The organism is Sphingomonas sp. Leaf37 (genome assembly GCF_920939475.1).
Taxonomy (GTDB): Bacteria; Pseudomonadota; Alphaproteobacteria; order Sphingomonadales; family Sphingomonadaceae; genus Sphingomonas.
In genome coordinates this window covers 911,009-935,200 of sequence record NZ_CAKLAX010000001.1, presented here as the reverse complement: position 1 = coordinate 935,200, position 24,192 = coordinate 911,009, and the positions used below count along the sequence as shown (strand labels likewise).

General features: G+C 66.1%; 37 protein-coding genes. 28 read left to right on the top strand and 9 right to left on the bottom strand.

Annotated features, from left to right (window positions below):
* Positions 1-143: 143 nt before the first annotated feature.
* From LRA87_RS04400 to LRA87_RS04365, 8 genes are all read left to right on the top strand, one after another.
* Positions 144-839, top strand: a complete 696-nt coding sequence (locus tag LRA87_RS04400; protein WP_230629535.1) for a 50S ribosomal protein L25/general stress protein Ctc — start codon at positions 144-146, stop codon at positions 837-839.
* 227 nt (positions 840-1,066) lie between these two features.
* Positions 1,067-1,633 (top strand): aminoacyl-tRNA hydrolase, encoded by a 567-nt coding sequence (pth, locus tag LRA87_RS04395; RefSeq protein ID WP_230629534.1) that lies wholly within the window; start codon positions 1,067-1,069, stop codon positions 1,631-1,633.
* 10 nt (positions 1,634-1,643) lie between these two features.
* A complete protein-coding gene (locus tag LRA87_RS04390) occupies positions 1,644-2,246 on the top strand; it encodes a TIGR02466 family protein (RefSeq protein WP_230629533.1) in 603 nt (200 codons plus the stop codon).
* Between the two features lie 57 nt (positions 2,247-2,303).
* Positions 2,304-2,621: a 5'-nucleotidase gene (locus LRA87_RS04385; RefSeq protein WP_230629532.1), complete on the top strand. Its 318-nt coding sequence runs from the start codon at positions 2,304-2,306 to the stop codon at positions 2,619-2,621.
* Between the two features lie 38 nt (positions 2,622-2,659).
* The gene (locus LRA87_RS04380) at positions 2,660-2,824 is read left to right on the top strand and encodes a hypothetical protein (RefSeq protein ID WP_230629531.1); all 165 of its coding nucleotides are present in this window, start codon (positions 2,660-2,662) and stop codon (positions 2,822-2,824) included.
* Between the two features lie 84 nt (positions 2,825-2,908).
* Positions 2,909-3,214 carry a glycine zipper 2TM domain-containing protein gene (locus LRA87_RS04375; RefSeq protein ID WP_230629530.1) on the top strand — a complete coding sequence of 102 codons (306 nt, stop codon included), beginning with the start codon at positions 2,909-2,911 and terminating at the stop codon, positions 3,212-3,214.
* 95 nt (positions 3,215-3,309) lie between these two features.
* Positions 3,310-3,735, top strand: a complete 426-nt coding sequence (locus tag LRA87_RS04370) for an OsmC family protein (protein WP_230629529.1) — start codon at positions 3,310-3,312, stop codon at positions 3,733-3,735.
* 98 nt (positions 3,736-3,833) lie between these two features.
* On the top strand, positions 3,834-4,436 hold the full coding sequence (locus tag LRA87_RS04365) for a glycine zipper 2TM domain-containing protein (protein ID WP_230629528.1): 603 nt from the start codon (positions 3,834-3,836) through the stop codon (positions 4,434-4,436).
* 57 nt (positions 4,437-4,493) lie between these two features.
* On the opposite strand, the gene LRA87_RS04360 is transcribed toward LRA87_RS04365, so the two are convergent.
* A complete protein-coding gene (locus LRA87_RS04360) occupies positions 4,494-4,715 on the bottom strand; it encodes a hypothetical protein (protein ID WP_230629527.1) in 222 nt (73 codons plus the stop codon).
* A 109-nt stretch (positions 4,716-4,824) separates the two neighbouring features.
* Here LRA87_RS04360 and LRA87_RS04355 point away from each other — a divergent pair, with 109 nt between their 5' ends.
* The 7 genes from LRA87_RS04355 to LRA87_RS04325 all read left to right on the top strand — a co-directional run bounded on the left by LRA87_RS04355 (position 4,825) and on the right by LRA87_RS04325 (position 10,158).
* Positions 4,825-5,544, top strand: a complete 720-nt coding sequence (locus LRA87_RS04355) for a hypothetical protein (RefSeq protein WP_230629526.1) — start codon at positions 4,825-4,827, stop codon at positions 5,542-5,544.
* A 153-nt stretch (positions 5,545-5,697) separates the two neighbouring features.
* Positions 5,698-6,807 (top strand): extracellular catalytic domain type 1 short-chain-length polyhydroxyalkanoate depolymerase, encoded by a 1,110-nt coding sequence (locus tag LRA87_RS04350; RefSeq protein ID WP_230629525.1) that lies wholly within the window; start codon positions 5,698-5,700, stop codon positions 6,805-6,807.
* A gap of 78 nt (positions 6,808-6,885) precedes the next feature.
* Complete coding sequence (crcB, locus tag LRA87_RS04345) at positions 6,886-7,269, top strand: fluoride efflux transporter CrcB (protein ID WP_230629524.1); 384 nt, start codon at positions 6,886-6,888, stop codon at positions 7,267-7,269.
* Complete coding sequence (locus LRA87_RS04340) at positions 7,266-8,390, top strand: RluA family pseudouridine synthase (protein ID WP_230629523.1); 1,125 nt, start codon at positions 7,266-7,268, stop codon at positions 8,388-8,390. The genes crcB and LRA87_RS04340 overlap by 4 nt, the downstream gene beginning before the upstream one ends.
* Before the next feature lie 210 nt (positions 8,391-8,600).
* Complete coding sequence (locus LRA87_RS04335) at positions 8,601-9,254, top strand: HAD-IA family hydrolase (RefSeq protein ID WP_230629522.1); 654 nt, start codon at positions 8,601-8,603, stop codon at positions 9,252-9,254.
* Entirely contained in the window at positions 9,251-9,472 is a 222-nt protein-coding gene (locus LRA87_RS04330; protein WP_230629521.1) for a hypothetical protein, read from the top strand. Before LRA87_RS04335 ends, LRA87_RS04330 begins: the two co-directional genes overlap by 4 nt.
* Complete coding sequence (locus LRA87_RS04325; RefSeq protein WP_230629520.1) at positions 9,469-10,158, top strand: ATP12 family chaperone protein; 690 nt, start codon at positions 9,469-9,471, stop codon at positions 10,156-10,158. The genes LRA87_RS04330 and LRA87_RS04325 overlap by 4 nt, the downstream gene beginning before the upstream one ends.
* On the opposite strand, the gene gmk is transcribed toward LRA87_RS04325, so the two are convergent.
* Positions 10,155-10,820: a guanylate kinase gene (gmk, locus tag LRA87_RS04320; protein ID WP_230629519.1), complete on the bottom strand. Its 666-nt coding sequence runs from the start codon at positions 10,818-10,820 to the stop codon at positions 10,155-10,157. The genes LRA87_RS04325 and gmk overlap by 4 nt on opposite strands.
* Here gmk and LRA87_RS04315 point away from each other — a divergent pair.
* Positions 10,819-11,421 carry a DUF2585 family protein gene (locus LRA87_RS04315; protein ID WP_230629518.1) on the top strand — a complete coding sequence of 201 codons (603 nt, stop codon included), beginning with the start codon at positions 10,819-10,821 and terminating at the stop codon, positions 11,419-11,421. The two genes, gmk and LRA87_RS04315, sit on opposite strands and share 2 nt — an antisense overlap.
* On the opposite strand, the gene LRA87_RS04310 is transcribed toward LRA87_RS04315, so the two are convergent.
* From LRA87_RS04310 to LRA87_RS04290, 5 genes are all read right to left on the bottom strand, one after another.
* Complete coding sequence (locus LRA87_RS04310) at positions 11,418-11,615, bottom strand: hypothetical protein (RefSeq protein WP_230629517.1); 198 nt, start codon at positions 11,613-11,615, stop codon at positions 11,418-11,420. The genes LRA87_RS04315 and LRA87_RS04310 overlap by 4 nt on opposite strands.
* The gene (locus LRA87_RS04305; RefSeq protein WP_230629516.1) at positions 11,612-11,824 is read right to left on the bottom strand and encodes a hypothetical protein; all 213 of its coding nucleotides are present in this window, start codon (positions 11,822-11,824) and stop codon (positions 11,612-11,614) included. Before LRA87_RS04305 ends, LRA87_RS04310 begins: the two co-directional genes overlap by 4 nt.
* A gap of 76 nt (positions 11,825-11,900) precedes the next feature.
* A complete protein-coding gene (gene fumC, locus LRA87_RS04300) occupies positions 11,901-13,289 on the bottom strand; it encodes a class II fumarate hydratase (RefSeq protein ID WP_230629515.1) in 1,389 nt (462 codons plus the stop codon).
* A 23-nt stretch (positions 13,290-13,312) separates the two neighbouring features.
* A complete protein-coding gene (locus tag LRA87_RS04295; RefSeq protein ID WP_230629514.1) occupies positions 13,313-13,741 on the bottom strand; it encodes a GNAT family N-acetyltransferase in 429 nt (142 codons plus the stop codon).
* Positions 13,738-14,223 (bottom strand): SspB family protein, encoded by a 486-nt coding sequence (locus tag LRA87_RS04290; RefSeq protein ID WP_230629513.1) that lies wholly within the window; start codon positions 14,221-14,223, stop codon positions 13,738-13,740. Before LRA87_RS04290 ends, LRA87_RS04295 begins: the two co-directional genes overlap by 4 nt.
* A 75-nt stretch (positions 14,224-14,298) precedes the next feature.
* Here LRA87_RS04290 and hisB point away from each other — a divergent pair, with 75 nt between their 5' ends.
* The 10 genes from hisB to LRA87_RS04240 all read left to right on the top strand — a co-directional run bounded on the left by hisB (position 14,299) and on the right by LRA87_RS04240 (position 20,671).
* A complete protein-coding gene (gene hisB / locus LRA87_RS04285) occupies positions 14,299-14,886 on the top strand; it encodes an imidazoleglycerol-phosphate dehydratase HisB (RefSeq protein ID WP_230629512.1) in 588 nt (195 codons plus the stop codon).
* Positions 14,883-15,203: a YciI family protein gene (locus LRA87_RS04280; RefSeq protein WP_230629511.1), complete on the top strand. Its 321-nt coding sequence runs from the start codon at positions 14,883-14,885 to the stop codon at positions 15,201-15,203. The genes hisB and LRA87_RS04280 overlap by 4 nt, the downstream gene beginning before the upstream one ends.
* The gene (gene hisH / locus LRA87_RS04275) at positions 15,200-15,805 is read left to right on the top strand and encodes an imidazole glycerol phosphate synthase subunit HisH (RefSeq protein WP_230629510.1); all 606 of its coding nucleotides are present in this window, start codon (positions 15,200-15,202) and stop codon (positions 15,803-15,805) included. Before LRA87_RS04280 ends, hisH begins: the two co-directional genes overlap by 4 nt.
* A 142-nt stretch (positions 15,806-15,947) precedes the next feature.
* Positions 15,948-16,688: a 1-(5-phosphoribosyl)-5-[(5-phosphoribosylamino)methylideneamino]imidazole-4-carboxamide isomerase gene (hisA, locus tag LRA87_RS04270; protein ID WP_230629509.1), complete on the top strand. Its 741-nt coding sequence runs from the start codon at positions 15,948-15,950 to the stop codon at positions 16,686-16,688.
* A gap of 241 nt (positions 16,689-16,929) precedes the next feature.
* Positions 16,930-17,697: an imidazole glycerol phosphate synthase subunit HisF gene (hisF, locus tag LRA87_RS04265; RefSeq protein WP_230629508.1), complete on the top strand. Its 768-nt coding sequence runs from the start codon at positions 16,930-16,932 to the stop codon at positions 17,695-17,697.
* A gap of 36 nt (positions 17,698-17,733) precedes the next feature.
* On the top strand, positions 17,734-18,108 hold the full coding sequence (locus LRA87_RS04260; protein ID WP_230629507.1) for an STAS/SEC14 domain-containing protein: 375 nt from the start codon (positions 17,734-17,736) through the stop codon (positions 18,106-18,108).
* A complete protein-coding gene (locus LRA87_RS04255; protein ID WP_230629506.1) occupies positions 18,105-18,266 on the top strand; it encodes a hypothetical protein in 162 nt (53 codons plus the stop codon). The genes LRA87_RS04260 and LRA87_RS04255 overlap by 4 nt, the downstream gene beginning before the upstream one ends.
* A 32-nt stretch (positions 18,267-18,298) precedes the next feature.
* A complete protein-coding gene (locus LRA87_RS04250) occupies positions 18,299-18,607 on the top strand; it encodes a phosphoribosyl-ATP diphosphatase (RefSeq protein WP_230629505.1) in 309 nt (102 codons plus the stop codon).
* Positions 18,608-18,618: 11 nt separating this feature from the next.
* The gene (locus tag LRA87_RS04245; RefSeq protein WP_230629504.1) at positions 18,619-18,996 is read left to right on the top strand and encodes a histidine triad nucleotide-binding protein; all 378 of its coding nucleotides are present in this window, start codon (positions 18,619-18,621) and stop codon (positions 18,994-18,996) included.
* A gap of 139 nt (positions 18,997-19,135) precedes the next feature.
* On the top strand, positions 19,136-20,671 hold the full coding sequence (locus LRA87_RS04240) for an amino acid permease (RefSeq protein WP_230629503.1): 1,536 nt from the start codon (positions 19,136-19,138) through the stop codon (positions 20,669-20,671).
* Positions 20,672-20,905: 234 nt separating this feature from the next.
* On the opposite strand, the gene LRA87_RS04235 is transcribed toward LRA87_RS04240, so the two are convergent.
* Positions 20,906-21,904 carry an adenosine kinase gene (locus tag LRA87_RS04235; RefSeq protein WP_230629805.1) on the bottom strand — a complete coding sequence of 333 codons (999 nt, stop codon included), beginning with the start codon at positions 21,902-21,904 and terminating at the stop codon, positions 20,906-20,908.
* A gap of 109 nt (positions 21,905-22,013) precedes the next feature.
* Between LRA87_RS04235 and LRA87_RS04230 the strand changes: the two genes are divergently transcribed.
* Together LRA87_RS04230 and LRA87_RS04225 are read left to right on the top strand one after the other, a co-directional pair.
* The gene (locus tag LRA87_RS04230) at positions 22,014-22,703 is read left to right on the top strand and encodes an EI24 domain-containing protein (RefSeq protein ID WP_230629502.1); all 690 of its coding nucleotides are present in this window, start codon (positions 22,014-22,016) and stop codon (positions 22,701-22,703) included.
* On the top strand, positions 22,700-23,062 hold the full coding sequence (locus LRA87_RS04225; RefSeq protein ID WP_230629501.1) for a hypothetical protein: 363 nt from the start codon (positions 22,700-22,702) through the stop codon (positions 23,060-23,062). The genes LRA87_RS04230 and LRA87_RS04225 overlap by 4 nt, the downstream gene beginning before the upstream one ends.
* A gap of 28 nt (positions 23,063-23,090) precedes the next feature.
* Here LRA87_RS04225 and queG read toward each other — a convergent pair whose 3' ends face one another.
* Positions 23,091-24,146: a tRNA epoxyqueuosine(34) reductase QueG gene (gene queG / locus LRA87_RS04220; protein ID WP_230629500.1), complete on the bottom strand. Its 1,056-nt coding sequence runs from the start codon at positions 24,144-24,146 to the stop codon at positions 23,091-23,093.
* Between the last annotated feature and the right edge of the window lie 46 nt (positions 24,147-24,192).

Below are 24,192 nucleotides of genomic sequence, written 5' to 3'. Positions count from 1 at the left end.
CAGCACCGATGGGGTGAGGACAGGGCGGGACGGCGAGTTGCCTTTTCCTCACTCCTCCGCTAAGCGCCGCCGCTTCCGGTCATGGTCATCCCTGGAGGCGTGGCGCGGAAGCACATACAAGCACGTTTCGGAAGGTTATCTGCATGAGCGACACCATTACGCTCGCAGCCGAGACGCGCGACCGGGTTGGCAAGGGAGCCTCCCGGGCGCTGCGTCGTGACGGCCGCGTCCCCGCCGTGATCTACGGCCAGAACAAGGAACCGACCTCGATCCATCTCGAGGAAAAGGCGCTGATGAAGGCGCTGATGACCGGTCACTTCATGAATTCCGTCATCATGGTCTCCGGCGAGCGCACGCTGCCGAAGGACGTGGCGTTCCACCCCGTCACCGATCGTCCGATCCACGTCGACTTCCTGCGCATCGGTGAGCACACCGAAGTGACGGTGGCGGTGCCGATCGTGTTCACCGACGAAGACGACGCCCCCGGCATCAAGCGCGGCAACGGCGTGCTGAACATCACGCGTCACGAGATCGAGCTGGTCGTCGACGCCGCCGACATCCCCTCCGAGATCACGATCTCGCTGAAGGGCAAGGAAATCGGCGACTCGATCCACATCAGCGACGTGGAGCTGCCGAAGGGCGCGAAGCCCGCGATCGACGACCGCGACTTCGCGATCGCCACGATCGTGCCGCCGACCGTCCCAACCGTCGAGGACGAGGCGCTCGAAGCCGAAGTCGCCGAGGCACAGGCTGCTGAGTCGGCCGCCGAGGACGAGCCGGTCGTCGAGCCGAACGACGACGACAACGACGACGACAAGATCACCACCCAGAAGAACTGATGGGTGGTGCCGCCACGGCGGCGTCGGACAGGGGGCAGGGCAGCGGCGACGCTCCCCTGCCCTTTTTCGTACCCCGTCCGTCATCCCGGCGAACGCCGGGACCCATGGTTTCAAGCGGCTCGTGAATTGCGCATCACTGGCGACACGCATCCATGGGTCCCGGCGTTCGCCGGGATGACGGAAGAAGTTCGGATGACGGGTAGAGTTTCGAACAGAGGACCAACGCCATGCAGATCTGGGCCGGGCTCGGCAATCCGGGGCCGCAATATGCGATGCACCGGCACAATGTCGGGTTCATGGCGGTCGATCTGATCGCCGACATGCACGGCTTCGGTCCGGTCAGGAAGCAGTTCCAGGGCTGGACGCAGGAAGGGCGCATCGGCACGGAGAAGGTGCTGCTGCTCAAGCCCGCGACGTTCATGAACGAAAGCGGCCGCGCGATCGGCGAGGCGTTGCGCTTCTACAAGCTGGGGCCGGATGCGCTGACGGTGTTCCACGACGAACTCGATCTGGCGCCGTTCAAGGTGAAGGTGAAGCGCGGCGGCGGCACGGCGGGGCATAACGGCCTGCGCTCGACCGACCAGCATCTGGGGCCGGAGTTCCGGCGGGTACGACTGGGCATCGGCCACCCGGGGCACAAGGACCGCGTCACTGGCTACGTGCTGGGCAATTACGCCAAGGCGGAGCTGGACGGCCTCGCCGACATGCTCGGCGCGATCGGCGCGGAGGCACCGTGGCTCGCTGCGGGGGACGACGTGCGGTTCATGAACGACGTGGCCCTGAGACTGGCATAAGGAGGCTCGCATGACGATCCGCACCCTGTTCGCGACGCGCTTCTACGAAGACGATCTGGGCGACGCCGCCCTGCTCGAAGAGCTGCACGACGCCTGCCTCGACCTGGCGCGCGAAGATCGTGCCGGTGTGGCGTGGTCGAAGGCGCATGGCTATCGCGGCTATACGTCCTACGCGTCGCTCAACGACCTCCCGTCGCGCGACCCGCGCTTCGCCGACCTCGTCAAGCTGCTCAACAAGCATGTCGCGCGCTTTGCCGAGGCGTGCGCGTTCGACCTGAACGGCCGCAAGCTCAGGCTCGACAGCCTGTGGGTCAACGTCCTGAAACCCGGCGGCACGCATTCGGGCCACATCCATCCGCACAGCGCGGTGAGCGGCACGATCTACGTCGCCACCCCGCCCGGTGCCGGCGCGCTGAAGCTGGAGGACCCGCGCCTGCCGATGTTGATGGCCGCACCCACCCGCCGCGCCGATGCCGGCGAGGATCACGCGACCTTCGTCTATGCCGAGCCGAAGCCCGGCAGCGTCTTCCTGTGGGAAAGCTGGCTGCGGCACGAGGTCGTCCCCAACGCCGCCAAGGGCGAACGGATCAGCATCAGCTTCAACTATCGCTGACCCGCCGCGTTCGCGCCGCAATCGCGCGCCACCTTAGCTACGGAGCGGAGGACGCGTATGCGGCTGGCGATGATGATGGCGGTGCAGGCGGTGGCAGGCCCACCGATTCCGAACGATTTGCGCCCGGTGAAGCCGAGGCCCATGGTCGAGACGCCCTGCGGCATTCCCGACGACAGCGGCGACATCGTCGTCTGCGCCCGCGACAAGGAGACGGATCGCCTGCGCCCGCTCGATGACGTGTCCTATGCCCAGCGACCGATCCGCGCACGCACGGCGATCGGCAAGATGGGCGTAGGCGTGGAAGCGGAACAGGGCGTACTGCCGAACGGTCAAAGCAGCCCACGCGCGATGCTAAAGTTCAGACTGCCGTTCTGAACAGCCTTCGTTCACCCGATCGCGCTACAGCTGTCACCATGCGTATCACCAAAGCTCAGGTCGGCCTCGCCGCCTTAGTCCTGCTCGCGCCCGGAGGGTTCATCCTGGGCGCGACACTCGTCGCCAACCATTATCGTAAACGTCGCACCACCGCTGCCGAAACACCGCCCGAACCAGCCGTTTCAAGCGAAATCGTTTCCTGAACGGAACGTTGTTTGACGTTCATGCAACCACGCTATGTTGAACGACGTTAGCACAGCACAGATTTTCCAGACGGGAGTGAAACGATGCGTAAATTGATGCTCGCAATGGGTTGCGCGGCGATGGTCCTGCCGGCGACGATGGTCGTTCCGGTGTCGCAGGCCGGCGCGCAGAAGTACAAGTATCGCGAATGGCGTGACAATCGCGGCCGCGTCCGCTGCCGCAAGCCTGACGGCACGACCGGTGCCGTCGTCGGCGCAGTCGGTGGCGCGCTACTCGGCCGTACCGTCGACACGCGGGGCGACCGTACGTTGGGTACCCTCGGCGGCGCCGTTGCTGGTGGCCTGCTCGGCCGTGAGATCGACCGTGGCGGCAAGCGCCGCTGCCGCTGATCGCAGGTACAAGTTTCGTCAGGACGGGCGTCGCGAGGCAACTCGCGGCGCCCTTTCTGCGTATGCATGATCGACATTACACGGAGACGACAGACATGGTGACCCGCAGCGCTTCGGCGAGCTACGACGGCCTAGGTAAAGACGGCAAGGGCAAGATCACGACCCAGTCGGGTGTGTTGAGCGGCAGCAACTATGGGTTCGGCACGCGATTCGAGGATGGCCCCGGCACCAATCCCGAGGAGCTGATCGCTGCAGCCCATGCAGGCTGCTTCACGATGGCGCTCAGCTTCGCGCTTGCAGGGGCGGGCCATCAGCAAGGCAATCTACAGACCAGTGCAAAGGTAACGCTCGACAAGGACGGCGACGGCTTCACGATCACCCGATCGGCACTGACGCTGACCGGCCATGTCGACGGGATCGACGCCCCCGAATTCGAGCGCATCGCCAACGAGGCGAAGGCAGGCTGTCCGGTGTCAAAGGTGCTTACCTGCGACATCACGCTGGATACGACGTTCGACTGATCCGACTGTCGGTTGCGTGAACGACAGGTAGTTTGTCGTTCACGCAACCCTATGGCCGATCCGCTGGTTCTGTCTTCACTTGGATCAAGGAGCAGATCATGCGTATCGCCATCCTATCCGCCATGTTGGCGGCAACGACTTTCGCGGCGGTTCCCGCGGCCGCGCAGGACACGCGTCGCGAGGCCAACCGCGAATATCGCGACGAAGTCCGCGATGCCCGTCAGGACTATCGTCGCGACGTGCGCAATGCCGATTCCCGCCGCGACGTGCGGGATGCACGCCGTGAATATCGCAATGAGGTTCGCGACGCGCGGCAGGACCGTCGCGGCGACATTCGTGATATCCGGCAGGATCGTCGTGCCGATCGGCGTGATGACTGGCGGCAGTACCGAAACTATGACTACAACCGCTTACCCCGCGGCCAGCGCACGTATTTCGCGGACAATTACTACCGCGACGGCCGCTACTACCAGACGCGCCGCCTGGGCCGTAACGACCGGATCTATCGTGGGAACAACGGTCGCTATTACTGCCGCCGCAACGACGGCACGACCGGCTTGATCGTCGGCGGCCTTGCCGGAGGTGCTCTGGGCAACATCATCTCGGGCGGCGGGTCGCAGCTGCTCGGCACGTTGATCGGCGCCGGCGGCGGTGCGCTGCTGGGACGTTCAGTCGATCGTGGTCAGGTCACCTGCCGCTGATCGACCGAGGGCGATGACGAAAAAGGCCCGGCCTCACCGCCGGGCCTTTTTTCACAATCAGATAATGCCACCGCCCAAGCTGAGCCGGATCGCGAAGATCACGATCAGCACCAGATTGAGATTGCGACCGCTATTGGATGACGACATCGCACCGACCGCGGCGCCGACGATGCCGATCGGGATGACCAGCCAGTTCATCCAGCCGAGAAACGGAACGAAGGCGACAAGGCCCATCACCAGAGTGACGAGACCGATCGCGATGGAGAAGATGTTCAGCATGACCAGAACATGGCCCCTGTCTCACCGGGGGACAAGAACGGCGTGTGTGACGTTCGGTTAACCACGATCACCGATGGCACCTTAACGTGCCCTGCGCCATGTCTGGCGCGTGTCCGCAAATCGTCCCTTTCTCGCCTCGCTGCTCCTCCTCGCCGCCTGCAGCAAGCAGCCGGCGGCGCAGCAGGATCTCGACAGCCTCGACAAGGAGTTAACCGGCGACGCCGCCGTCGCGCAGCGCGATCCGGCGTTGGGCGCAGCACTGCGCGACCAGATCATGGTCGATCCGGCGCTGACGCAGACCGCCAACACCAATGTCGTCCGTCCCCCGAGCCGGCCCGATCCTCTCTCTGTTCCGGTCGACGATGCTACGCCCCGGCCCGATGGCGTCACCGCCGCCGACCTGAAACCGGCCCCGGCAGCGAAGGCGGACTGCCCGGAATGCCGCAAGGCAGCCGGCGCGCTGACGCTCGGCGAACTCGCCGTGCGGCAGGGCGGAGACGACGCCGGTTGCGCGCGCGGAGTCTCCTATTCCGCCGGCTGGGCCAACCGCCTGCCTGACGACCTGCCACTCTACCCAGACGCTCGCGTCCGGGAAGCCGCCGGCAACGACGCCTGCGGACTGCGCGTCGTCAGCTTCGCCAGCGGTGCTCCGGTCGGCCGCATCCTCGACTGGTACAACGCCCGCGCCACTCGCGCCGGCTATTCCGCGGAACATCAGGCATCGGGCGCACAGCATGTCCTCGGCGGCACTCGCCGCAGTAACGCCTATGTCGTCTACGTCACGCCGAACCCCGCAGGCGGCAGCGAGGTAGACCTGCTCGTCCGCTAGCGTCGATCGACACAGTCTCCCCGAGCGACGAGTGCACGGATCGTCACCGACGCGACTTGCCTCCTCTGGCGTACGCCCCATATTGTGCAGCGCAGCATGGGTCGACCGTCTGTCGCCGAGATATCAATCGTCCGGCCGTATCGGAGTACGCACATGCGACGTTTGTCAGACACGATTGGCCGGATCGCCGCCGCACGCGGGGTGATCGCGGATGGTTTACAACCGGATGCGGGCAAGCTCCACGACCTGACCGGCTTCGGCCGCAACCCGGGCAACCTGCGAGCGCGCACCTATGTCCCGGCCAGCGTGGCGGAACACCCTGCGCTCGTTGTCGTGCTGCATGGCTGCACCCAGACCGCCGCGGGCTATGATCTGGGCTCCGGCTGGTCGCGCCTCGCGGACGAGCACGGCTTCGTCCTCCTGTTCCCCGAGCAGCAGCGCGCGAACAATTCGAATCTGTGCTTCAACTGGTTCGCCCCCGAGGACATCGGGCGCGACCATGGCGAGGCGGCCTCGATCCGCGAGATGATCGCAGCCATGGTGGCGGCCCATGAGGTCGATCCCGCCCGGATCTTCGTCAACGGTCTTTCGGCCGGGGGTGCGATGACAGCGGTGATGCTGGCGACCTATCCCGAGGTTTTCGCGGGCGGCGCTATCATCGGTGGCCTGCCCTATGGCACCGCGACCGGGGTCGTCGATGCGCTTGACCGGATGCGCGGCCATGCCATGCCGGGCACCGCCGCACTCGCGTCGCTGGTCCGCGCCGCCTCGCCCGATCGTGGGCCGGTGCCGCGCCTGTCGGTCTGGCATGGCACGACGGATGCCACCGTCCACTCCGACAACGCCGACGCCATTCTGGCGCAATGGCGCGCGCTGCACGGCGTCGATCCCGATCCCGACGTCAGGGACAGTACCGGCGGCGTGACGCACCGGATGTGGCGAGATGGCACCGGCCGGGCGGTGATCGAGGATTATCGGATCGCCGGCATGGGCCACGGGACGCCGATCGCCGCGTCCGGACCGGAGGCGTGTGGATCGCCGGGTCCGTTCATGCTCGACGTCGGCCTGTCCTCGACGCGCCGCATCGCCGCCTTCTGGGGTATCGCGCCTGCCGTCGAGCGACAGGCCCGCACCAACGCCGAACCGATCCGCACCCGCGCCGCATCCGGCCCGGCGCCAGCCGACTCAGCGCTCGCTAACACGTCTGCGGCCGTCACGACCGTCATCAACGACGCGCTGCGTGCCGCGGGCCTGCTTCGATAGTCGAGCTTGCATCGTGTACGCGGCCCAGGAACAAGCGCCGCATTCCCCTGCGCCCCATCTTCCTCTAGGGCGAGCCATATGCCTCTCGTTTTCGTCATGTTCGGCGGTGCACTGGGTGCCGGCGCCCGGTACCTGACCGGCCGCGCCATGCTCGCCCTGTTCGGCCCCGGTTTCCCAGTCGGCACACTCGCCATTAATGTGATCGGCGGGCTGTTCATGGGCGTCCTCGTGGGGGTGCTGGCGCGCAACGGCAGCGAAGGCGAACCGTGGCGGCTGTTCCTCGGCGTCGGCGTACTCGGCGGCTTCACGACCTTTTCCTCGTTCAGCCTCGATGTCGTCGGGATGATCGAACGCGGCGCGCCGGGCGCTGCATTATTCTACATATTGCTGTCGGTGATCGGCTCGGTACTGGCGCTGTTCGCCGGCCTGATGATGACCCGCAGCGGAGGAACGCTGGCATGACCGACCCGAAAGATCAGGGCATTCGCCAGTTCAACGTCGGATACGACGACGACGGCATCCGGCTGGATCGCTGGTTCAAGCGGCATCTGCCGGACACCAGCTTTACGACGGTCGCGAAATGGGCGCGCACCGGCCAGCTGCGCGTCGATGGATCGCGTGCGACCCCGGGCGACCGGATCAAGGCCGGCCAAACGCTCCGCGTGCCCCCGCCGGAGCCCGAGATCAAGGACGAGGTGGGCGAGGTCGTCGCGCGTCCGAAGCGCGAACGCACGCCGCTGAGCGAAGACCAGATCGCCTATGTCCGCGAGATGGTGATCCACAAGGATCTCCAGGCACTGGTGATCAACAAGCCGCCCGGTCTGGCGACGCAGGGCGGCACCAAGACGACCGAGCATGTCGATGGCCTGCTCGACGGCCTGCAGTATGACGCCGAAGGTCGGCCGAAGCTCGTCCATCGCCTTGACAAGGACACGTCGGGGGCGCTGCTGGTCGCCCGCACGTCGCGCGCCGCCGGGTTCTTCGCCAAGGCGTTTTCGGGTCGTACCGCGCGGAAAGTCTATTGGGCGCTGATCGTCGATGTCCCCTCGATCGAAGATGGCGTCATCGATCTGCCGATCGCGAAACAGCCCGGCACCGGCGGCGAAAAGATGCACGTCGACGAAGAGAACGGCCAGTCGGCGCGTACCCGCTATCGCGTCATCGAACGCGCCGGCAATCGCTGCGCGTGGGTCGAACTGCAACCCTTCACCGGGCGCACGCATCAGTTGCGCGTCCACATGGCGGCGATCGGCCATCCGATCGTCGGCGACGGCAAGTACGGCGGTGCGGCGGCGTTCCTGACCGGCGGGATCAGCCGCAAGATGCACCTGCACAGCCGCCGCCTGCGCGTCGATCACCCCGATGGCGGCAGCATCGACGAAACCGCCAGCCTGCCGACGCACTTCGCCGAGAGTCTCGCCACGCTGGGGTTCGACGAGGCGAAGGGTGATGCGATGCCGTTCGAGGAGGCGAAGAAGGGCCCGCCCCCGAAGGCCGTTCTCAAACAGCGCGCCAAGGCGCACGCCAAGTCGATGCGCAAGGAACATCGCGGCGAACGTCGGCGTCGCGGCAGCAAGGAATAGCGTCAACAAGCCGCACTGATCCTCACCCGGCGGCGAACGCGTCGTCTGCCCCCCTCCGCGCCCCGGGGAGGGGAGCAACGGGCATCGCAGCGTGGGAGGTGAGGTCGAGCGCCACGAACCTCGTCTGGCAGTGGTGACCGGGGATGCTGCAGCGCTTCCCCGGACCGGCGCGTACTGGATCGAACCGCTCCGCCCCGCTACGGCGGCGTCATGATCAAACTCGCCGTGTTCGACTGCGACGGCACGCTCGTCGACAGTCAGGCCAATATCTGCCGGGCGATGGAGGATGCGTTCCTGCTCGCCGATATTCCCGCGCCGCCCCGCGCCGCGATCCGGCGTATCGTAGGCCTCAGTCTGGTCGAGGCGATCCGCGCGCTGCTGCCACATGCCGACGACGCGCAGCACCGTCGCATGGCCGCCGATTATAAGGATGCGTTCTTTCGTCTACGCACCAGCGGCGAACTGGCGGAGGAACCCCTCTTCGACGGGATCGCCGGTGTCCTGCAAGCGCTCGTCGACGACGGCTGGCGGCTGGGCGTCGCCACCGGCAAGTCCGACCGTGGCCTCGCCCACATCCTCGACCATCACGGCCTCGCCCATCATTTCGTCACGCTCCAGACCGCGGACCGTCATCCGTCGAAGCCCGACCCCGCAATGTTGCTCGCGGCGATGGACGAAGCCGGCGCGACGCCGCAGAATACCGCAATGATCGGTGACACCAGTTTCGATATGGCGATGGGCAAGGCGGCGGGCGCACGGGCGATCGGCGTCGCCTGGGGCTATCACGGCATTCGCGACCTCGCCGATGCCGGCGCGGACGTAGTCGCGGAGCGTGTCTCGGCACTACCGGGCCTGCTCGCATGACGCCGTCCGACAACAAGGCCCGCAGCCGCTGGCTGGCGATCGTCGGCAGCCGCATCGCCGGCAGCCTGGGCGCGGTCTTCGGCCTCGTCCTGGCCGTCCGCGCACCCGACTGGCCGGTCAAGGTTCTCGGCGTTGCAATCGCGCTGTCGGCGCTCGCGGTGATCGCAATCGTTCCGGCCAGTCTTGCCCATCGTTGGCGGACACCGCCACGCCCATGAAGCGCTTCTGGACAGATGTCGCGGTCGACGCCGATCGTGTGGTAACGCTTGATGGCCGCCCCGTGCGCACGCCCGGCCGTGTGCCGCTGGCGTTGCCCACCGATGGGCTTGCGGCAAAGGTCGCGGCAGAATGGGAGGCAGTGCCGGACACGATCGATCCGCGCGCGATGCCGCTCACCGGGCTGGCTAATGCCGCGATCGACCGGATCGCGCTCGATCCGGCGTCCTTCGCCGCGGGGCTGTCGGCCTATGGCGAGAGCGACCTGCTTTATTATCGCGCCGAATCGCCCAAACCGCTGATCGATCGTCAGATCGCAGCGTGGGATCCATGGCTCGGCTGGGCACGCACCCGCTACGACGTGCATTTCGAGACGACGGCCGGCATCATCCACTGCATGCAGCCAGCGGCGACGCTGGCGCGACTGGCCGATGCGGTGAACGCGTTCGATTCCTTCCGCCTCGCCGGCCTGTCGCCGGTGGTGACGATCACCGGATCGCTGGTGCTGGCGTTGGCGCTGGTCGAGCGTGCCGGCGAACCCGACACATTATGGGCGGCCGCAAACGTCGACGAGGATTGGCAGGCCGAGCTCTGGGGTCAGGATATGCTCGCCGCACAGGCGCTGGCGAACAAGCGTCGCGAATTTGACGCAGCCGTCACGTTCCTGACGGCGCTCGATCAGCGTTAGGCGCCCTCGACCACGCGCGTCAGCCGGCGGATGAAGCCGATCAGCCCGGTCTGCCGCGACCGCTTCAGCCGCTCGGCGGCCAGGATCGTCTTGACGCCCTTGAAGCATTGCTCGACGTCGTCGTTGACCAGCACATAGTCATAGCCGTCCCAGTGGCTGACTTCGTTGGCCGCGCGCGCCATCCGCGCCTCAATCACCTCCGCCGAATCGGTATTGCGGTTGGTCAGCCGCGCCCGCAGTTCCTCCATCGACGGCGGGAAGATGAACACCCGCACCACGTCGCCGCCGGCGATCTGGAACAACTGCTGCGCGCCCTGCCAGTCGATATCGAACAGCACGTCCTTGCCTGCCGCCAGCATCGATTCGACCTGCGCGCGCGGCGTGCCGTAGCGATGACTGAAGACATGCGCCCATTCTAGGAATTCGTCATTCGCCACCATGCGGCGGAATTCCTCCAAATCGACGAAATGATAGTCCTTCCCGTCGACTTCGCCGGGTCGCATCGGCCGCGTCGTCGCCGACACGGACATCGCGAGTTCCGGTTCGTCGGCAAGCAATTTGCGCGCGATGGTGGACTTTCCCGCCCCGGAAGGCGACGACAGCACGAACAGGACGCCACGGCGTTTGAAGTGATGCGGATCGGTGGGGAGCGAAGACGGCATGCGCGCTAGTGGCGTCCGGGACGGGCGGGCGTCAAGCATCGGTGGATGGATAGGCGCGAAAAGTGGCTGGCTGGTCGCCGCGATCGTACTCGGGACCACCCTGATATTGCTAGCTGCCGGCCGGTCGGCGATCTGCCCGTGCGGTCATGTCGCTCTGTGGCACGGTTCGGTGCAATCCGATCAGAATAGCCAGCAGATCGCCGACTGGTACAGCCTGAGCCACGTAGTCCACGGCGTGTTGTTCTATGGCGCGACATGGCTGGCACTGCGCCGCTGGTCATGGACAGCCCGGCTGGTCGTTGCCGTCACCACCGAAGCGGCCTGGGAAATACTGGAAAATTCGCCCCTCATCATCGATCGTTATCGCAGCGTGACGATGGCATGGGGCTATAGCGGCGACAGCGTGCTGAATTCGGTGAGCGACATTTCGTGCATGCTGCTCGGTTTCGCCATCGCCCGGCGCCTGCCATGGTGGGCGAGCGCCGGGCTAGTCGTTCTGCTGGAGGTCGTCGCGCTCGCCGTCATCCGCGACAATCTGACGCTCAACCTTGTCATGCTGATCGCACCGGTCGACGCGATCAGAGTGTGGCAGCCTGGTTAGAGTCCGCGCGACTGCTTTCGGCGATCATAAGCCTTTTTAGCGACATAGCCGCCGCCAATCAGCATGCCCAGCGGACCCATCCGCCGCATCGCGCCCATCGACAGTGCCCCGATGGCAGCGCCCTTGAGGCCCCCACGTCCATCGCGTCGATCGATTTCCCGTCCGACGAGCGCTCCGATAATCCTGCCGATCATGCTTCCACCTTTCCGAAAACCTGGTTCTTGAGTTCCGTCGCCCCGCGCAGCACGGCCCAGCCGACCGCATATGTCACCGCGAGCGGCAGCACGATCTTGAGCACATTGGCCGTGACCGCCCCGATGATCGCACCATCCGCGACTCCATCGTCACCAGAAATCGAATCGATCGCCGCGCCGATCAGCGCACCAGTTGCGGTTGTGCTCACATCATGCCCCTTGCCGTCTCGCTCATCGAAGCGCTCGAACTGCAGGGAAGTTCCTCGTTACGCGACCGTTTCGGGCTTAACGCCCAATCATCGTCTCCGGTCGGACAAGACGATCGAACGTTGCCTCGTCGATCAGTCCCAGTGCCAGCCCAGCCTGCTTGAGCGTCTGGCCGTGCTGGTGTGCATGCTTTGCGACCTTCGCGGCATTGTCATAGCCGACCTCCGGCGCGAGCGCGGTGACAAGCATCAACGACTTCTCGACCAGTTCGCCGATCCGGTCGCGGTTCGCCTTCAGCCCCTCCACGGTGCGCTCGGCAAAGCTCTGCATGCCGACGGACAGCAGCGCGATCGAACGGAGCACGTTTGCACCGATCAACGGTTTGAACACGTTCAGTTCCATATGCCCCTGCAGGCCGCCAACGGTGACCGCTACGTTGTTGCCGATCACCTGAGCGGCGACCATCGTCAGCATCTCCGCCTGCGTTGGATTGACCTTGCCCGGCATGATCGAACTGCCCGGTTCGTTGGCGGGCAACTCCAGTTCACCCAGGCCGGAGCGCGGCCCCGAACCGAGCAGTCGAATATCGTTGGCGATCTTGGTCAGCGCGACCGCCAGTACGTTGAGCGTGCCGTGGATGTCGACAAGGCCGTCGTTCGACGCCAGCGCTTCGAACTTGTTCGGTGCGGTGACGAACGGCAGGCCTGTCAACGTGGTGATCTCTGCGGCTACCTCTTCGGCGAAGCCCACCGGCGCATTGAGGCCGGTGCCGACCGCAGTCCCCCCCTGCGCGAGCGGCATGATGTTGCGCTTCAGCGTACCCTCTATGCGGTCACGCGCGTTGGCGAGTTGCTGAACATACCCGGAGAATTCCTGGCCAAGCGTCAACGGCGTCGCATCCTGCAAGTGTGTGCGGCCGATCTTGACCAGGTCGTCCCACTCCTCTGCTTTTGCGGCGAGCGCGTCGTGCAGGCGATCGAGCGCCGGATAAAGCTGATGCGTTACTGCCAGCGCCGCCGCGACATGGAGCGCGCTCGGGAAGCTGTCGTTCGACGACTGGCCGCGGTTGACGTCGTCGTTAGGATGGACCGGCACCTTGCCGCCCCGGATGCCGCCCAGCATCTCGTTGGCGCGGCCGGCGATCACCTCGTTGACGTTCATGTTCGACTGCGTGCCGCTGCCGGTCTGCCAGATGACGAGCGGGAACTGGTCGTCGAGCTTGCCGGCTGAAATCTCGGAGGCGGCGGCTTCGATCGCGTCCGCCTTTTCGGACGAAAGACCGTGACGGCGGTTCACCCTCGCAGCCGCGTGCTTCACGATGGCGAGTGCGTGGACGATCTCGATCGGCATTCGCTCGCGTGGACCGAAGGGGAAGTTTTCGATGCTACGCTCGGTCTGCGCGCCCCAATACGCGTCGGCGGAAACTTCGATCGGGCCGATCGAATCGGTTTCGGTGCGAGTGGTCATGACGCGATCAACCCGAAACCCGGTCAGTCGATCCGCTTGTTGAGGAAGAACCTTGTTTCACCGGGCGGAAAATCATTGATGCGGCCGACCACATGATAGCCCAGCTTCTCGTAAAAACCCCGTGCCTGGAAACTGAACGTATCAAGCCACACACCGATACACCCGAAGCGCCGTGCCTGCTCTTCAGCCGCAAGCATCAAGGCGCGGCCCCGCCCCTGCCCCTTCAGCGCGGGCGGTACGGCAAGGTACTGGACGAAAAGCCAGCGAAACCCGGTCGTACCCCACAGCCCGCCGATGATCGTCCCGTCCGTATCGCGCAGCACGATGGCGACGGTATGGCGCTCGGTAGGCCCGACCATCGTCTCATTGTGAGCGACCAAGGGCGCGAGGATGGCATCGCGATCCGCTTCGGTGGGAGCGGCGACCACCTCAGGATCGCCGGGCGCACTCATTTCTTGCGTTTGAAGTCCACGCTGACGACGTTCGACCCGTCCGCTGCCGGCGTCACCGCCGGACCGTCGTTCTCGGCCTCGTCATGCGGCTCTGGACCGTCGCTGGGGTCCTCGGTCGCCTGAAAACGCAGTTCGAAATTCACCGCCGGATCGTGGAAGCCGGTGATCGCTGAATAGGGGATGACGAGCTTCGATGGCACCTGATTGAAGCTCAGCCCCACCGAAAACTTCCGCTCGTCGACCAGCAGATCCCAGTAGCGATTCTGGATGACGATCGTCATTTCGTCCGGGAAGCGCTCGATGAGCCGCTGTGGAATGTCGACGCCCGGCGCCTGCGTCTTGAAGGTGATGTAGAAATGATGCTCGCCCGGCAACCCGCCCGATTCGGCGACGGAACCGAGCACGCGGCCGACAACGGCGCGCAGCGCTTCCTGGACGATCTCGTCATACGGGATCAGGCTATCGGGCAGTCCGTCGGTCATCCCCCTTGGGTAGCGTATCGGCGGGACCGGTCAAGATTGTGTGTGGCAGAACACCCACGTATGGGGCGTGTCGACATGCGCATCGCCACGATCAACCGCTCAACCGCCGAAACGCGGATCGACGTCACCGTCAATCTCGACGGCACCGGCGTCTATTCGATCAATACCGGCATCGGCTTCCTCGATCACATGGTCGAACAGCTCAGCCGCCACGGCTTGATCGACATCGACCTTAAGGTGGACGGCGACCTCCACATTGACGGGCATCACACTGTCGAGGATTCGGCACTGGCGCTCGGCCAGGCGGTGGCGCAGGCGCTCGGCGACAAGCGCGGCATCCGCCGCTACGGCGACGCGCTCAGCCCGATGGACGAGACGCTGACGCGGGTGGCGCTCGATATCTCGGGCCGGCCGTGGCTGGTGTGGAAGACCGCGTTCACCGTCTCGCGGCTGGGCGAGCTGGACACCGAGCTGATCGAACACTGGTTCCACAGCTTCGCGCAGACCGCCGGCATCACGCTGCACGTCGAGACGTTGTACGGCACCAACAACCATCACATCGTTGAGGCGGCGTACAAGGGCCTCGCCCGCGCGCTGCGCACTGCGGTCGAGATCGACCCGCGCAAGGCCGACGCGATCCCCTCGACCAAGGGTGTGCTGTGAGCGAGCCGTTCGTCCGCCCCGGCACCAGCCTGTGCGTAGTGTCGCTGACCTATGGCGCTGATCTCGACGCGATCGACGCCGCGATGAGCGCGCATGTCGACTGGCTGTCGGATGCCTATGCCAACGGCCTGCTGCTCGCCTCGGGACGCAAGCAGCCGCGCACCGGCGGCGTCATCATCGCGATCGGCAGCAAGGCTGAGGTCGAGGCGCTGATCGCCAACGATCCGTTCGTCGCCAAGGGGCTGGCGACGGCGGAGATCATCGCCTTTACCGCGAGCATGGCGGCGACGCCGCTCGCCGACCTGCTGTCGTCATGACGATCGCGCTGATCGATTACGGCGCGGGCAACCTCCATTCGGTCGAGAACGCCCTGCGCGCGGCGGGCGCGACCGATCTGACCGTCACTGCCGATCCCGATCTGGTGGTGAAGGCGGATCGCATCGTACTGCCCGGTGTTGGTGCTTTCGGAGCCTGCGCCAATGCGTTGCGGGCAGTCCCCGGCATGGTGGAGGCGATGGAGCAGCGCGTCCGTCGCGAAGCCGCGCCGTTCCTCGGCGTCTGCGTCGGCATGCAATTGATGGCGTATGTCGGCGAGGAGATGGGCGAGCATCGCGGGCTCGGCTGGGTCCGCGGGCGCGTCCGGCGGCTCGAGCCGGGTACCATGGATGCGAAGGTCCCGCACATGGGCTGGAACGACGTCGTGCCGCTGTCCGATCATGCGCTGGTGCCGGCAGGCGAGGCGTATTTCCTGCACAGCTACGCCTATGAGGGCGAAGACGTGATCGCGACCAGCGACCACGCCGGCCCCGTTACCGCCGCGATCGCCCGCGACACGATGCTCGGCGTGCAATTCCACCCGGAAAAGAGCCAAAGCTACGGCTTGGCGATGCTGGAGCGATTCCTCGCATGGCGGCCATAAGCGCTCCCCTCCCTGCAAGGGAGGGGCCGGGGGTGGGTCGCGTGCTCGCGATACGGTCCCGATCGCGTTTGCGGCGGCAGTGTCGCCACGCCTTCACCCACCCCCAACCCCTCCCTTGCAGGGTGGGGAGCAAGAGCACGCCATGTCCCTGATCGTCTTCCCCGCCATCGACCTGAAGAACGGCCAGGTGGTCCGCCTCGCCGAGGGCGATATGGACCGCGCCACCATCTACGGTGACGACCCCGCCGCGCAGGCGATGCTGTTCGCCGAAGCAGGCGCGCAGCATCTCCACGTCGTCGACCTCGACGGCGCGTTCGCCGGCGAATCGGTCAATGGCGAAGCGGTCCGCGCGATCGTCGAGCGCTTTCCCGGCCACGTCCAGCTCGGCGGCGGCATCCGCAATCGCGCCAGCGTCGAACACTGGTTCGACCTCGGCGTGTCGCGCGTCGTCATCGGCACCGCCGCACTGGAGGACCCGGAGTTCGTCCGCGCCGCCGCGCGCGACTTCCCCGGCGGCGTCGTCGTCGCGGTCGACGCTCGCGACGGCATGGTCGCGACCAAGGGCTGGGCGGACGTCTCGACCACCAGCGTCGTCGACCTCGCCCGCCGGTTCGAGGATGCCGGCGTCGCCTCGCTGCTGTTCACCGACGTCGGCCGCGACGGGCTGCTCAAGGGCTGCAACGTCGAGGCGACGGTCGACCTAGCCCGATCGGTATCGATTCCCGTCATCGCCAGCGGCGGCGTGAAAGGCATCGCCGAAATCCACGTCCTCGCCCTCCACGTCCGCGACGGCGTCGAAGGCGTCATCACCGGCCGCGCGCTGTACGACGGTCGCCTCGACCTTTCCGCAGCGCTCGAAGTGGCGCGGGCGGCAGCAGAATGATGTTCACGCGAAGACGCGAAGACGCGAAGAAGGTTTTGCGCGCAGAGGCGCAGAGGACGCAGAGATGTCGGGAATCGCGCGAAACGCTGTCCTCCTCACTCCGCGGCGTATCGACGAATGAGCGCTGGCGCGGTCGGCGTGCCACAAGGGACTCTGCGTCCTCCGCGCCTCCGCGCGCAAAACCTGCTTCTCTTCGCGTCTTCGCGTCTTCGCGTGAACAATCATCCTTCAGGCAAGCAGCATGACCGTCCGCGCCCGCGTGATCCCCTGCCTCGACGTCGCCAACGGCCGCGTCGTCAAGGGCGTCAACTTCGTCGAACTGCGCGACGCCGGCGACCCCGTCGAGCAGGCGCGCGCCTATGATGCCGCCGGCGCGGACGAACTCTGCTTTCTCGATATCACCGCCAGCCACGAAGACCGCGGCACCATCCTCGACGTCGTCCGCCGCACCGCCGCGGTGTGCTTCATGCCGCTGACCGTCGGCGGCGGCGTACGCACCGCCGACGACGCCCGCGCGCTCCTCCTCGCCGGCGCGGACAAGGTCGCAGTCAATTCCGCCGCCGTCGCGCGCCCGGAAGTCGTCGCCGACATCGCCGAACGCTTCGGCAGCCAGTGCTGCGTCGCCTCGGTTGACGCCCGCAAGGTCGGCGACCGGTGGGAGGTGTTCACCCACGGCGGCCGCCGCCCGACCGGCATCGACGCGATCGCCCACGCCGTCCACCTCGCCGACCTCGGCGCGGGCGAGTTGCTCGTCACTTCGATGGATCGCGACGGCACGCGCAGCGGCTACGACCTCGCACTCGTCCGCGCCATCGCCGACCGCGTCAGCGTTCCCGTCGTGGCGAGCGGCGGCGTCGGCGGCCTCGATGATCTGGTCGCCGGCATTCGCGACGGCCACGCGAGCGCCGTGCTCGCCGCCTCTATCTTCCACTTCGGCGAGGCGAGCGTCGCGGATGCGCATGCAGCGCTGGCTGCGGCCGGAATTCCGGTGCGCCGGCCGATCGTTTAGCGCTTCGACAACGCTTGCATGGCATAGGCTTGGACCATGTATTCGATCGTTTTTCGCCACGACCTCAACCTCATCGACATCCGGTGGAGCGGCCTGTTCGATCAGCCGTCCGTCGATGCCTATGCCGACGAACTGGTCCGCCGCTTTCGTGAAGAGGGCTTCGCCCCCGGCTATCGCCTGCGCATGGACATGAGCGCCACCAGCGTCCAGCCGGTTGACGCCGCGCAGGCGATCAACCGCCGGCTCGGTACGTTTCACCGCGCGAGCCGCATCGCGATCGTCACCACCAGCGCGATCACACGATTGCAGGTCCGCCGCTTCATGACCCAGCCCTATCTGCGCATCTTCGAGTCGGCCGACGCCGCGCTTGACTGGCTCGTCGCGTCCGATGAAGCGGCACTGGCGGCATGACCGCGATCGTCATCCTGAGCGTCGCGGGCGGCCATTCCGGCATCGTCCATCGCAAGACCGGCCCCGAATGGTCCGACATCGCGCTTTTCGTCGTCGCCGCGATCGGCGTCTGGCTCGTGCGGCGCGCGATGCGCCGTCGTTTTCAGAAGAAGGATTGACCCCTCCCCGCCTCCCGCGCCAAGCGGAGGGCATGGACCCGCTCGATCGCCTGCAAGCCACCATCCTCGCCCGCCGCGACGCCGGCGATGCCGACGGCTCATACGTCGCCAGTCTGTTCGCCAAAGGTCGCGCAAAAATTGCGCAAAAGGTGGGTGAGGAAGCAACCGAGACGGTGATCGCCGCCCTCGCCGAACCGGACAAGCTCGCATCCGAGGCGGCCGATCTGGTCTTTCACCTGCTGGTGCTGCTCGCCGATGCCGGCCTGGGACTGGACGACGTCCGCGCCGAACTGAGCCGCCGCGAGGGCGTGTCTGGTCACGCCGAAAAAGCCGCCCGCTGAGGAACCGACCGATGCCGATCGACGCCACTCTGCCGTATGACGACCAGAACATCTTCGCTAAGATCCTGCGCGACGAAATTCCGTCGAAGCGGGTGTACGAGAATGATTACGCCGTTGCCTTCCACGACATCGCGCCCGTAGCGCCGATACACATTCTGGTGATCCCGCGTGGATCGTATGTGTCCTGGGATGATTTCACCGCGCGCGGTTCCGATACGGAGATTGCCGGCTTTATCCGCGCGATCGGCCATGTCGCCCGTGAACACGGACTCGTCATGCCCGGCTATCGTCTGCTTGCCAATGTCGGCGGACATGGCGGACAGGAGGTGCCGCACCTTCACGTCCACCTGTTCGGCGGCAAGCCGCTGGGACCGATGCTCGCGGGCTGAAAACACTCCCCACATGCGGGCAGTCCGCAGCCCTCACCCACGATAAGGGATTGCCTCTGCCTCATTTGCGGTTAGCATCCGCTGCTTCACCATGCGGCGGCGCTTCAAGGACCGTCCGTATCTGGGGGGATACATCATAATGCTATTCGGGCGCGTCAAACCACTCGACGCCATTCTCGCCACGGCCGAAAAACGCGGCCTGCATCGCTCACTCGGAGCGTTCCAGCTCACCATGCTGGGCGTCGGCGCCGTCATCGGCACCGGCATCTTCGTCCTCACCTCCGAAGCCGCGCAAAAGGCCGGGCCGGGCATGATGATCTCGTTCATCATCGCCGGTTTCGTCTGTGCGGTCGCGGCGCTCTGCTATTCCGAACTCGCCTCGATGGTACCGGTCGCCGGCTCCGCCTATACCTACACCTATGCCGTGATGGGCGAGTTACTTGCCTGGATGGTCGGCTGGGCGCTGATCCTCGAATATGCGGTCGGTGCCTCTGCGGTCGCCGTCGGATGGTCGGGTTATATGGTTGGGCAGTTGCGCAATCTACTCGGGGTCGAGGTCCCGATGGAATGGGTCAACGGCCCCTCCGCAGGCGGCTATATCAACCTGCCGGCAGTGATCATCTCCGGCCTCGTTACGTGGCTGCTGGTGATCGGCACCACCGAGAGCGCACGCGTCAACGCGGTGCTCGTTTGCATCAAGGTCGCGGCGCTGACGCTGTTCGTCGCGCTGTCGCTGCCGGTCATGAACCTCGACCATTTCGAACCGCTGATGCCGACCGGCTTCACCGGCGTCGCCGGTGCTGCTGCCTCGATCTTCTTCGCCTATGTCGGTTTCGACGCCGTCTCTACCGCGGCAGAAGAAACCAAGAACCCGCAGCGCAACGTGCCGATCGGTCTGATCGCGTCGTTGGGCTTCTGCACCATCTTCTACCTGCTTGTGTCAGCGGGTGCGATCGGTTCGCCGCTCGGCGCACAGCCGGTGCGCGATGCGGCCGGCACGCTGTTGTCGCCAGGTACGTCGGAACTCGCCGACCGCTGCCGTGCGATCGTCGCCGGTGGTGCACTGGAGCCGCTGTCCTGTTCGCGTGAAGCCCTCGCCCACGTGCTGCGCACGATCGGCTGGGTGCAGGTCGGCAATCTGATCGGACTCGCCGCCACACTGGCGCTGCCGTCCGTCGTCCTGATGATGATGTTCGGCCAGACCCGCGTGTTCTTCACGATGGCGCGCGACGGCCTGCTTCCGGCTAAGCTGGCCACGGTCCACCCGAAATACCGGACACCGCATGTCGTGACGATCGTCACCGGCATTGCGACGACGCTCGCCGCCGCGTTCCTGCCGGTCGGCAAGCTCGCCGATTACTCCAATTCGGGGACGCTGTTCGCCTTCCTGATGGTGGCGATTTCGGTGCTGGTACTGCGCAAGACCGATCCAGGCCGCAAGCGTCCGTTCCGCACCCCCTTGGTGTGGCTCGTCGCGCCGGCCGCGATCCTGGGCTGCCTGTACCTGTTCTTCTCGCTGCCGCTGATCGCGATCTTGGTCCTGCCGGGCTGGGGCTTGATCGGCCTGCTGATCTACTTCGGTTACAGCCGCAACCGGTCCTACGTGGGCCGCGGCATCACCGACGTGGTGGACGATCCCGCGATGCAGCCGGAGATCGCCAAGCCGCTGCACTGAGGCTTTGGTGAACGAATAAAGGGGCCGGTGGAGCGATCCTCCGGCCCTTTTTTCATGTCCAAAGACGGTAATTTCACACGAAGATGCAAGGAGGGCGCTCACGGCGCGCATGCCGCGGGAGGCAAAAATACCTCTGCGCCTCTGCGCGTAAAAAGACAGCGCATCGCTCCTGCCCTCACCGCTCGCCGGCTAACGCCGGCTTGTTACCTCTCCCGATGGGAGAGGGAAGGTAGGTCAGCCCAGCTTGGAAGCTGCAAGTGCCTTCATGTCGACGTTCGGGCGGGCGCCGAAGTGGCTGATGATCTCCGCCGCGCAGATCGCGCCCAGGCGAAGCGACTGTTCCAGTCCCTTGCCCTGCGCCTGACCGTGGAGGAAGCCTGCCGCGAACAGGTCGCCCGCGCCGGTAGTGTCGATCACCCGCTCGATCGGCTCGGCGGCCACTTCGGCACGCGTACCGTGCTGGATCGCGCACGCACCCGATGCGCCGCGCGTCACGACCAGCGTCGGCACCTGCGCCGACAGCTTTACCGCCGCTGCCTCGAAATCGTCGGTCTCGGCCAGCGCCGTCAATTCGCCCTCGTTGGCGAACAGGATGTCGATCAGGCCATCGGCGATCAGGCTGCGAAAATCGCCGCCATGGCGACCGATGCAGAACACGTCGGACAACGTGAAGGCCACCTTGCGCCCCGCCTTTCGCGCCGCCTCGATCGCCGCGCGCATCGCTGCGCGCGGTTCCTCGGGGTCCCACAGATACCCCTCGAGGTACAGGATCGCCGCATCCTCGATGACCGACAGGTCGAGCGCTGCCTCGGGCAGGAACTGCGATGCACCGAGGTAGGTGTTCATCGTCCGCTGTCCATCCGGCGTCACGAAGATCAGGCAGCGCGCGGTCGTCGGCTGGCCCGGCCGTGCCGCGGTGTCGAAAGCAACCCCGGCCGCCCGGATGTCGTGCGCGAACACCTCGCCGAGCTGGTCGTCGGCGACCTGCCCTATGAAGGCAGTGCGCCCGCCGAGCGCCGCGATTCCGGCCACGGTGTTCGCCGCTGACCCGCCCGACACTTCGCGTCCCGGACCCATCTTGGCATAAAGCGCGTCGGCGTCCTCGGGCGAGAACATCAGCTGCATCGATCCCTTCGCGACACCGATCGATTCGATAAAGGCGTCGTCGGCCTGCGCGAGGATGTCGACGATGGCATTGCCGATCGCGACCACGTCATATTTGGGGTGGGACAAGGGATCGTCGCTCCGAAAGATTGCCAAATGCCGCCTCCTAGAGACGCGGTGCCCGCCACGCAACGTACCGACGGTTGACGGCATGCGGATCGATTGCCACGCCGGACGAATGCTGCGCGCCCTTACCCTGTCGTTCGCTCAACTCGGTGACGTCGCAATCCTGCGCATTCTTGCCAAGTCCCTTACGACGACACTCGCGATCTTCGCCGCGATCGGCGGTGTGCTTTACGTCGCGCTCAAGGCCGCCTTCGATACGATCGTCGGCAGCGACACCGGCAGCGGATGGGCCGGTGCTGCCGCCATCGTCCTGCTCGTGCTCGGCGCGTGGCTTCTGTTCCGCGTCGTCGCTGTCGCCGTCATCGGCGTGTTCGGCGACGAGGTGGTCGCCGCGGTCGAGGCACGGTATTATCCCGTCGCGCATGCCCGGGCGAGGCCGGTTGCGTTTACCCGCTCCGGTCGCATGGCGCTGGCTTCGGCGGGCCGTGCGATCGCGATCAACCTTGCGCTGATCCCGGTTTATATCGCGCTGCTGTTTACCGCGATCGGGCCGGCCATCGCCTTCTTCCTCGTCAACGCATGGCTACTGGGTCGCGATCTGGGCGAGACCGTCGCCAGCCGCCACATGGACGATGCGACGATGCGGGCCTGGCGCAAGGCGACGCGGGCGCGCCGCTTCGTGCTGGGGCTTGCCGGCACCGGCCTGTTCGTGGTTCCGCTGCTAAACCTGTTTGCGCCGATCCTCGGTGCGGCGATGGCGACGCATCTGTTCCACGCGTCGCGAAAGGCAACCGACGCGTGAAGACACTGGCGGCGATCGTTCTGACCCTGACGGTGAGTGCATGCGCCGCACCCGGCGTCGTCGCGCCGAAAGTCGGACGGGCCGTCATCCCCTATACCACCGCCGGTTTGGAGCGCGTGCTCGGTCAGGATGCGGCGAGCCTGACGCAATTGTTCGGCCAGCCGGATGCCGACATCCGCGAAGGCACCGCCCGCAAGCTCCAGTTTGTTGGGGCTATTTGTGTGCTGGACGCCTATTTTTACGGCAAGGGGTCGGAGACGCCGCGCGTGACGTATGTCGACGCGCGGGAACTCGATGGCAGTACGATCGATCGCGCAAGCTGCGTGGCCGCACTGACGCGGCGCGACGGGGGTAAATGATGCCGGCTTCGCGACGGACGGGATTGCCCTAGACCCGGGTCAATCGCCCGATCGCCCATGCCGCCGCCTCGGCCACGACCGCGTCGGCATCGTCGCGCAGGCGTTCCAGCACCGGCAGCAACGCCCGCGACCCGCTGTTCCCCGCAGCGATCGCGGCGTTGCGAACCATGCGATTGCGGCCGATGCGCTTGATCGGCGATCCGGCGAACACCTGCCGGAACCCGGCATCGTCGAGCGCCAGCAGGTCGGCAAGCGCCGGTGCCGTCAGCTCGGCGCGCGGATGGAAAGCCATGTTCGCCGCTGCCGATGCCGCGAACTTGTTCCACGGGCACACGCTCAGGCAATCGTCGCAGCCGTAGATGCGGTTGCCGAGGCTCGCACGAAATTCGTCCGGGATCGGACCGGCATGCTCGATCGTCAGATACGAGATGCAACGCCGCGCATCGAGCCGATAGGGCGCGGGAAAGGCGTCGGTCGGGCAGGCCCGCTGGCACGCGTCGCACGAGCCGCAAGTGTCGCGACCGGGTGTGTCGGGCGTCAGGTCGAGCGTCGTGTAGATCGCACCGAGGAACAGCCAGCTGCCCGAATCGCGGCTGACGAGGTTGGTATGCTTGCCCTGCCAGCCCAGCCCCGCCGCCTCGCTGAGCGGCTTTTCCATCACCGGCGCGGTGTCGACGAACACCTTGAGGTCGCACCCCGCCTCTTGCGCCAGCCAGCGGCCGAGTGCCTTCAGCGCCTTTTTCACCACATCGTGATAATCGCCGCCCTGTGCGTAGACGGAGATGCGGCCGATCTCGCCCGCCGCCGCCAGCCGCAGCGGGTCCGCGGCGGGGGCATAGCTCATGCCGAGCGCGATGACGCTGCGCACGTCTGGCCAGAGACCGGCCGGAGAGCCGCGCTGGTGCGCCCGCTCCTCCATCCAGATCATGCCGCCGTGGCGTCCCTCGTCCAGCCATTGTCGCAACCGCAGCGCGGTCAGCGGCGCGGCGTCCGCGCGGGCGATGCCGCAGGCGACGAAGCCCAGCTCCGCCGCTTTCGCCTTGATGCGCGCCTCGATGCCGGGTTGCTGCTTGTGTTCGAACACGTCGCGCCGCTACCACAGATCGGGGGTCGAGGTCATCGGCCCGGCA

Excerpts from the sequence above, each read along its gene's own strand:
- LRA87_RS04400 (WP_230629535.1), top strand. The coding sequence starts at position 144 with ATGAGCGACACCATTACGCTCGCAGCCGAGACGCGCGACCGGGTTGGC.
- pth (WP_230629534.1), top strand. The coding sequence starts at position 1,067 with ATGCAGATCTGGGCCGGGCTCGGCAATCCGGGGCCGCAATATGCGATG.
- LRA87_RS04390 (WP_230629533.1), top strand. The coding sequence starts at position 1,644 with ATGACGATCCGCACCCTGTTCGCGACGCGCTTCTACGAAGACGATCTG.
- LRA87_RS04385 (WP_230629532.1), top strand. The coding sequence starts at position 2,304 with ATGCGGCTGGCGATGATGATGGCGGTGCAGGCGGTGGCAGGCCCACCG.
- LRA87_RS04380 (WP_230629531.1), top strand. The coding sequence starts at position 2,660 with ATGCGTATCACCAAAGCTCAGGTCGGCCTCGCCGCCTTAGTCCTGCTC.
- LRA87_RS04375 (WP_230629530.1), top strand. The coding sequence starts at position 2,909 with ATGCGTAAATTGATGCTCGCAATGGGTTGCGCGGCGATGGTCCTGCCG.
- LRA87_RS04370 (WP_230629529.1), top strand. The coding sequence starts at position 3,310 with ATGGTGACCCGCAGCGCTTCGGCGAGCTACGACGGCCTAGGTAAAGAC.
- LRA87_RS04365 (WP_230629528.1), top strand. The coding sequence starts at position 3,834 with ATGCGTATCGCCATCCTATCCGCCATGTTGGCGGCAACGACTTTCGCG.
- LRA87_RS04360 (WP_230629527.1), bottom strand. The coding sequence starts at position 4,715 with ATGCTGAACATCTTCTCCATCGCGATCGGTCTCGTCACTCTGGTGATG.
- LRA87_RS04350 (WP_230629525.1), top strand. The coding sequence starts at position 5,698 with ATGCGACGTTTGTCAGACACGATTGGCCGGATCGCCGCCGCACGCGGG.
- crcB (WP_230629524.1), top strand. The coding sequence starts at position 6,886 with ATGCCTCTCGTTTTCGTCATGTTCGGCGGTGCACTGGGTGCCGGCGCC.
- LRA87_RS04340 (WP_230629523.1), top strand. The coding sequence starts at position 7,266 with ATGACCGACCCGAAAGATCAGGGCATTCGCCAGTTCAACGTCGGATAC.
- LRA87_RS04335 (WP_230629522.1), top strand. The coding sequence starts at position 8,601 with ATGATCAAACTCGCCGTGTTCGACTGCGACGGCACGCTCGTCGACAGT.
- LRA87_RS04330 (WP_230629521.1), top strand. The coding sequence starts at position 9,251 with ATGACGCCGTCCGACAACAAGGCCCGCAGCCGCTGGCTGGCGATCGTC.
- LRA87_RS04325 (WP_230629520.1), top strand. The coding sequence starts at position 9,469 with ATGAAGCGCTTCTGGACAGATGTCGCGGTCGACGCCGATCGTGTGGTA.
- LRA87_RS04315 (WP_230629518.1), top strand. The coding sequence starts at position 10,819 with ATGCGCGCTAGTGGCGTCCGGGACGGGCGGGCGTCAAGCATCGGTGGA.
- gmk (WP_230629519.1), bottom strand. The coding sequence starts at position 10,820 with ATGCCGTCTTCGCTCCCCACCGATCCGCATCACTTCAAACGCCGTGGC.
- LRA87_RS04310 (WP_230629517.1), bottom strand. The coding sequence starts at position 11,615 with ATGATCGGCAGGATTATCGGAGCGCTCGTCGGACGGGAAATCGATCGA.
- fumC (WP_230629515.1), bottom strand. The coding sequence starts at position 13,289 with ATGACCACTCGCACCGAAACCGATTCGATCGGCCCGATCGAAGTTTCC.
- LRA87_RS04295 (WP_230629514.1), bottom strand. The coding sequence starts at position 13,741 with ATGAGTGCGCCCGGCGATCCTGAGGTGGTCGCCGCTCCCACCGAAGCG.
- LRA87_RS04290 (WP_230629513.1), bottom strand. The coding sequence starts at position 14,223 with ATGACCGACGGACTGCCCGATAGCCTGATCCCGTATGACGAGATCGTC.
- hisB (WP_230629512.1), top strand. The coding sequence starts at position 14,299 with ATGCGCATCGCCACGATCAACCGCTCAACCGCCGAAACGCGGATCGAC.
- hisH (WP_230629510.1), top strand. The coding sequence starts at position 15,200 with ATGACGATCGCGCTGATCGATTACGGCGCGGGCAACCTCCATTCGGTC.
- hisA (WP_230629509.1), top strand. The coding sequence starts at position 15,948 with ATGTCCCTGATCGTCTTCCCCGCCATCGACCTGAAGAACGGCCAGGTG.
- hisF (WP_230629508.1), top strand. The coding sequence starts at position 16,930 with ATGACCGTCCGCGCCCGCGTGATCCCCTGCCTCGACGTCGCCAACGGC.
- LRA87_RS04260 (WP_230629507.1), top strand. The coding sequence starts at position 17,734 with ATGTATTCGATCGTTTTTCGCCACGACCTCAACCTCATCGACATCCGG.
- LRA87_RS04255 (WP_230629506.1), top strand. The coding sequence starts at position 18,105 with ATGACCGCGATCGTCATCCTGAGCGTCGCGGGCGGCCATTCCGGCATC.
- LRA87_RS04250 (WP_230629505.1), top strand. The coding sequence starts at position 18,299 with ATGGACCCGCTCGATCGCCTGCAAGCCACCATCCTCGCCCGCCGCGAC.
- LRA87_RS04245 (WP_230629504.1), top strand. The coding sequence starts at position 18,619 with ATGCCGATCGACGCCACTCTGCCGTATGACGACCAGAACATCTTCGCT.
- LRA87_RS04240 (WP_230629503.1), top strand. The coding sequence starts at position 19,136 with ATGCTATTCGGGCGCGTCAAACCACTCGACGCCATTCTCGCCACGGCC.
- LRA87_RS04230 (WP_230629502.1), top strand. The coding sequence starts at position 22,014 with ATGCTGCGCGCCCTTACCCTGTCGTTCGCTCAACTCGGTGACGTCGCA.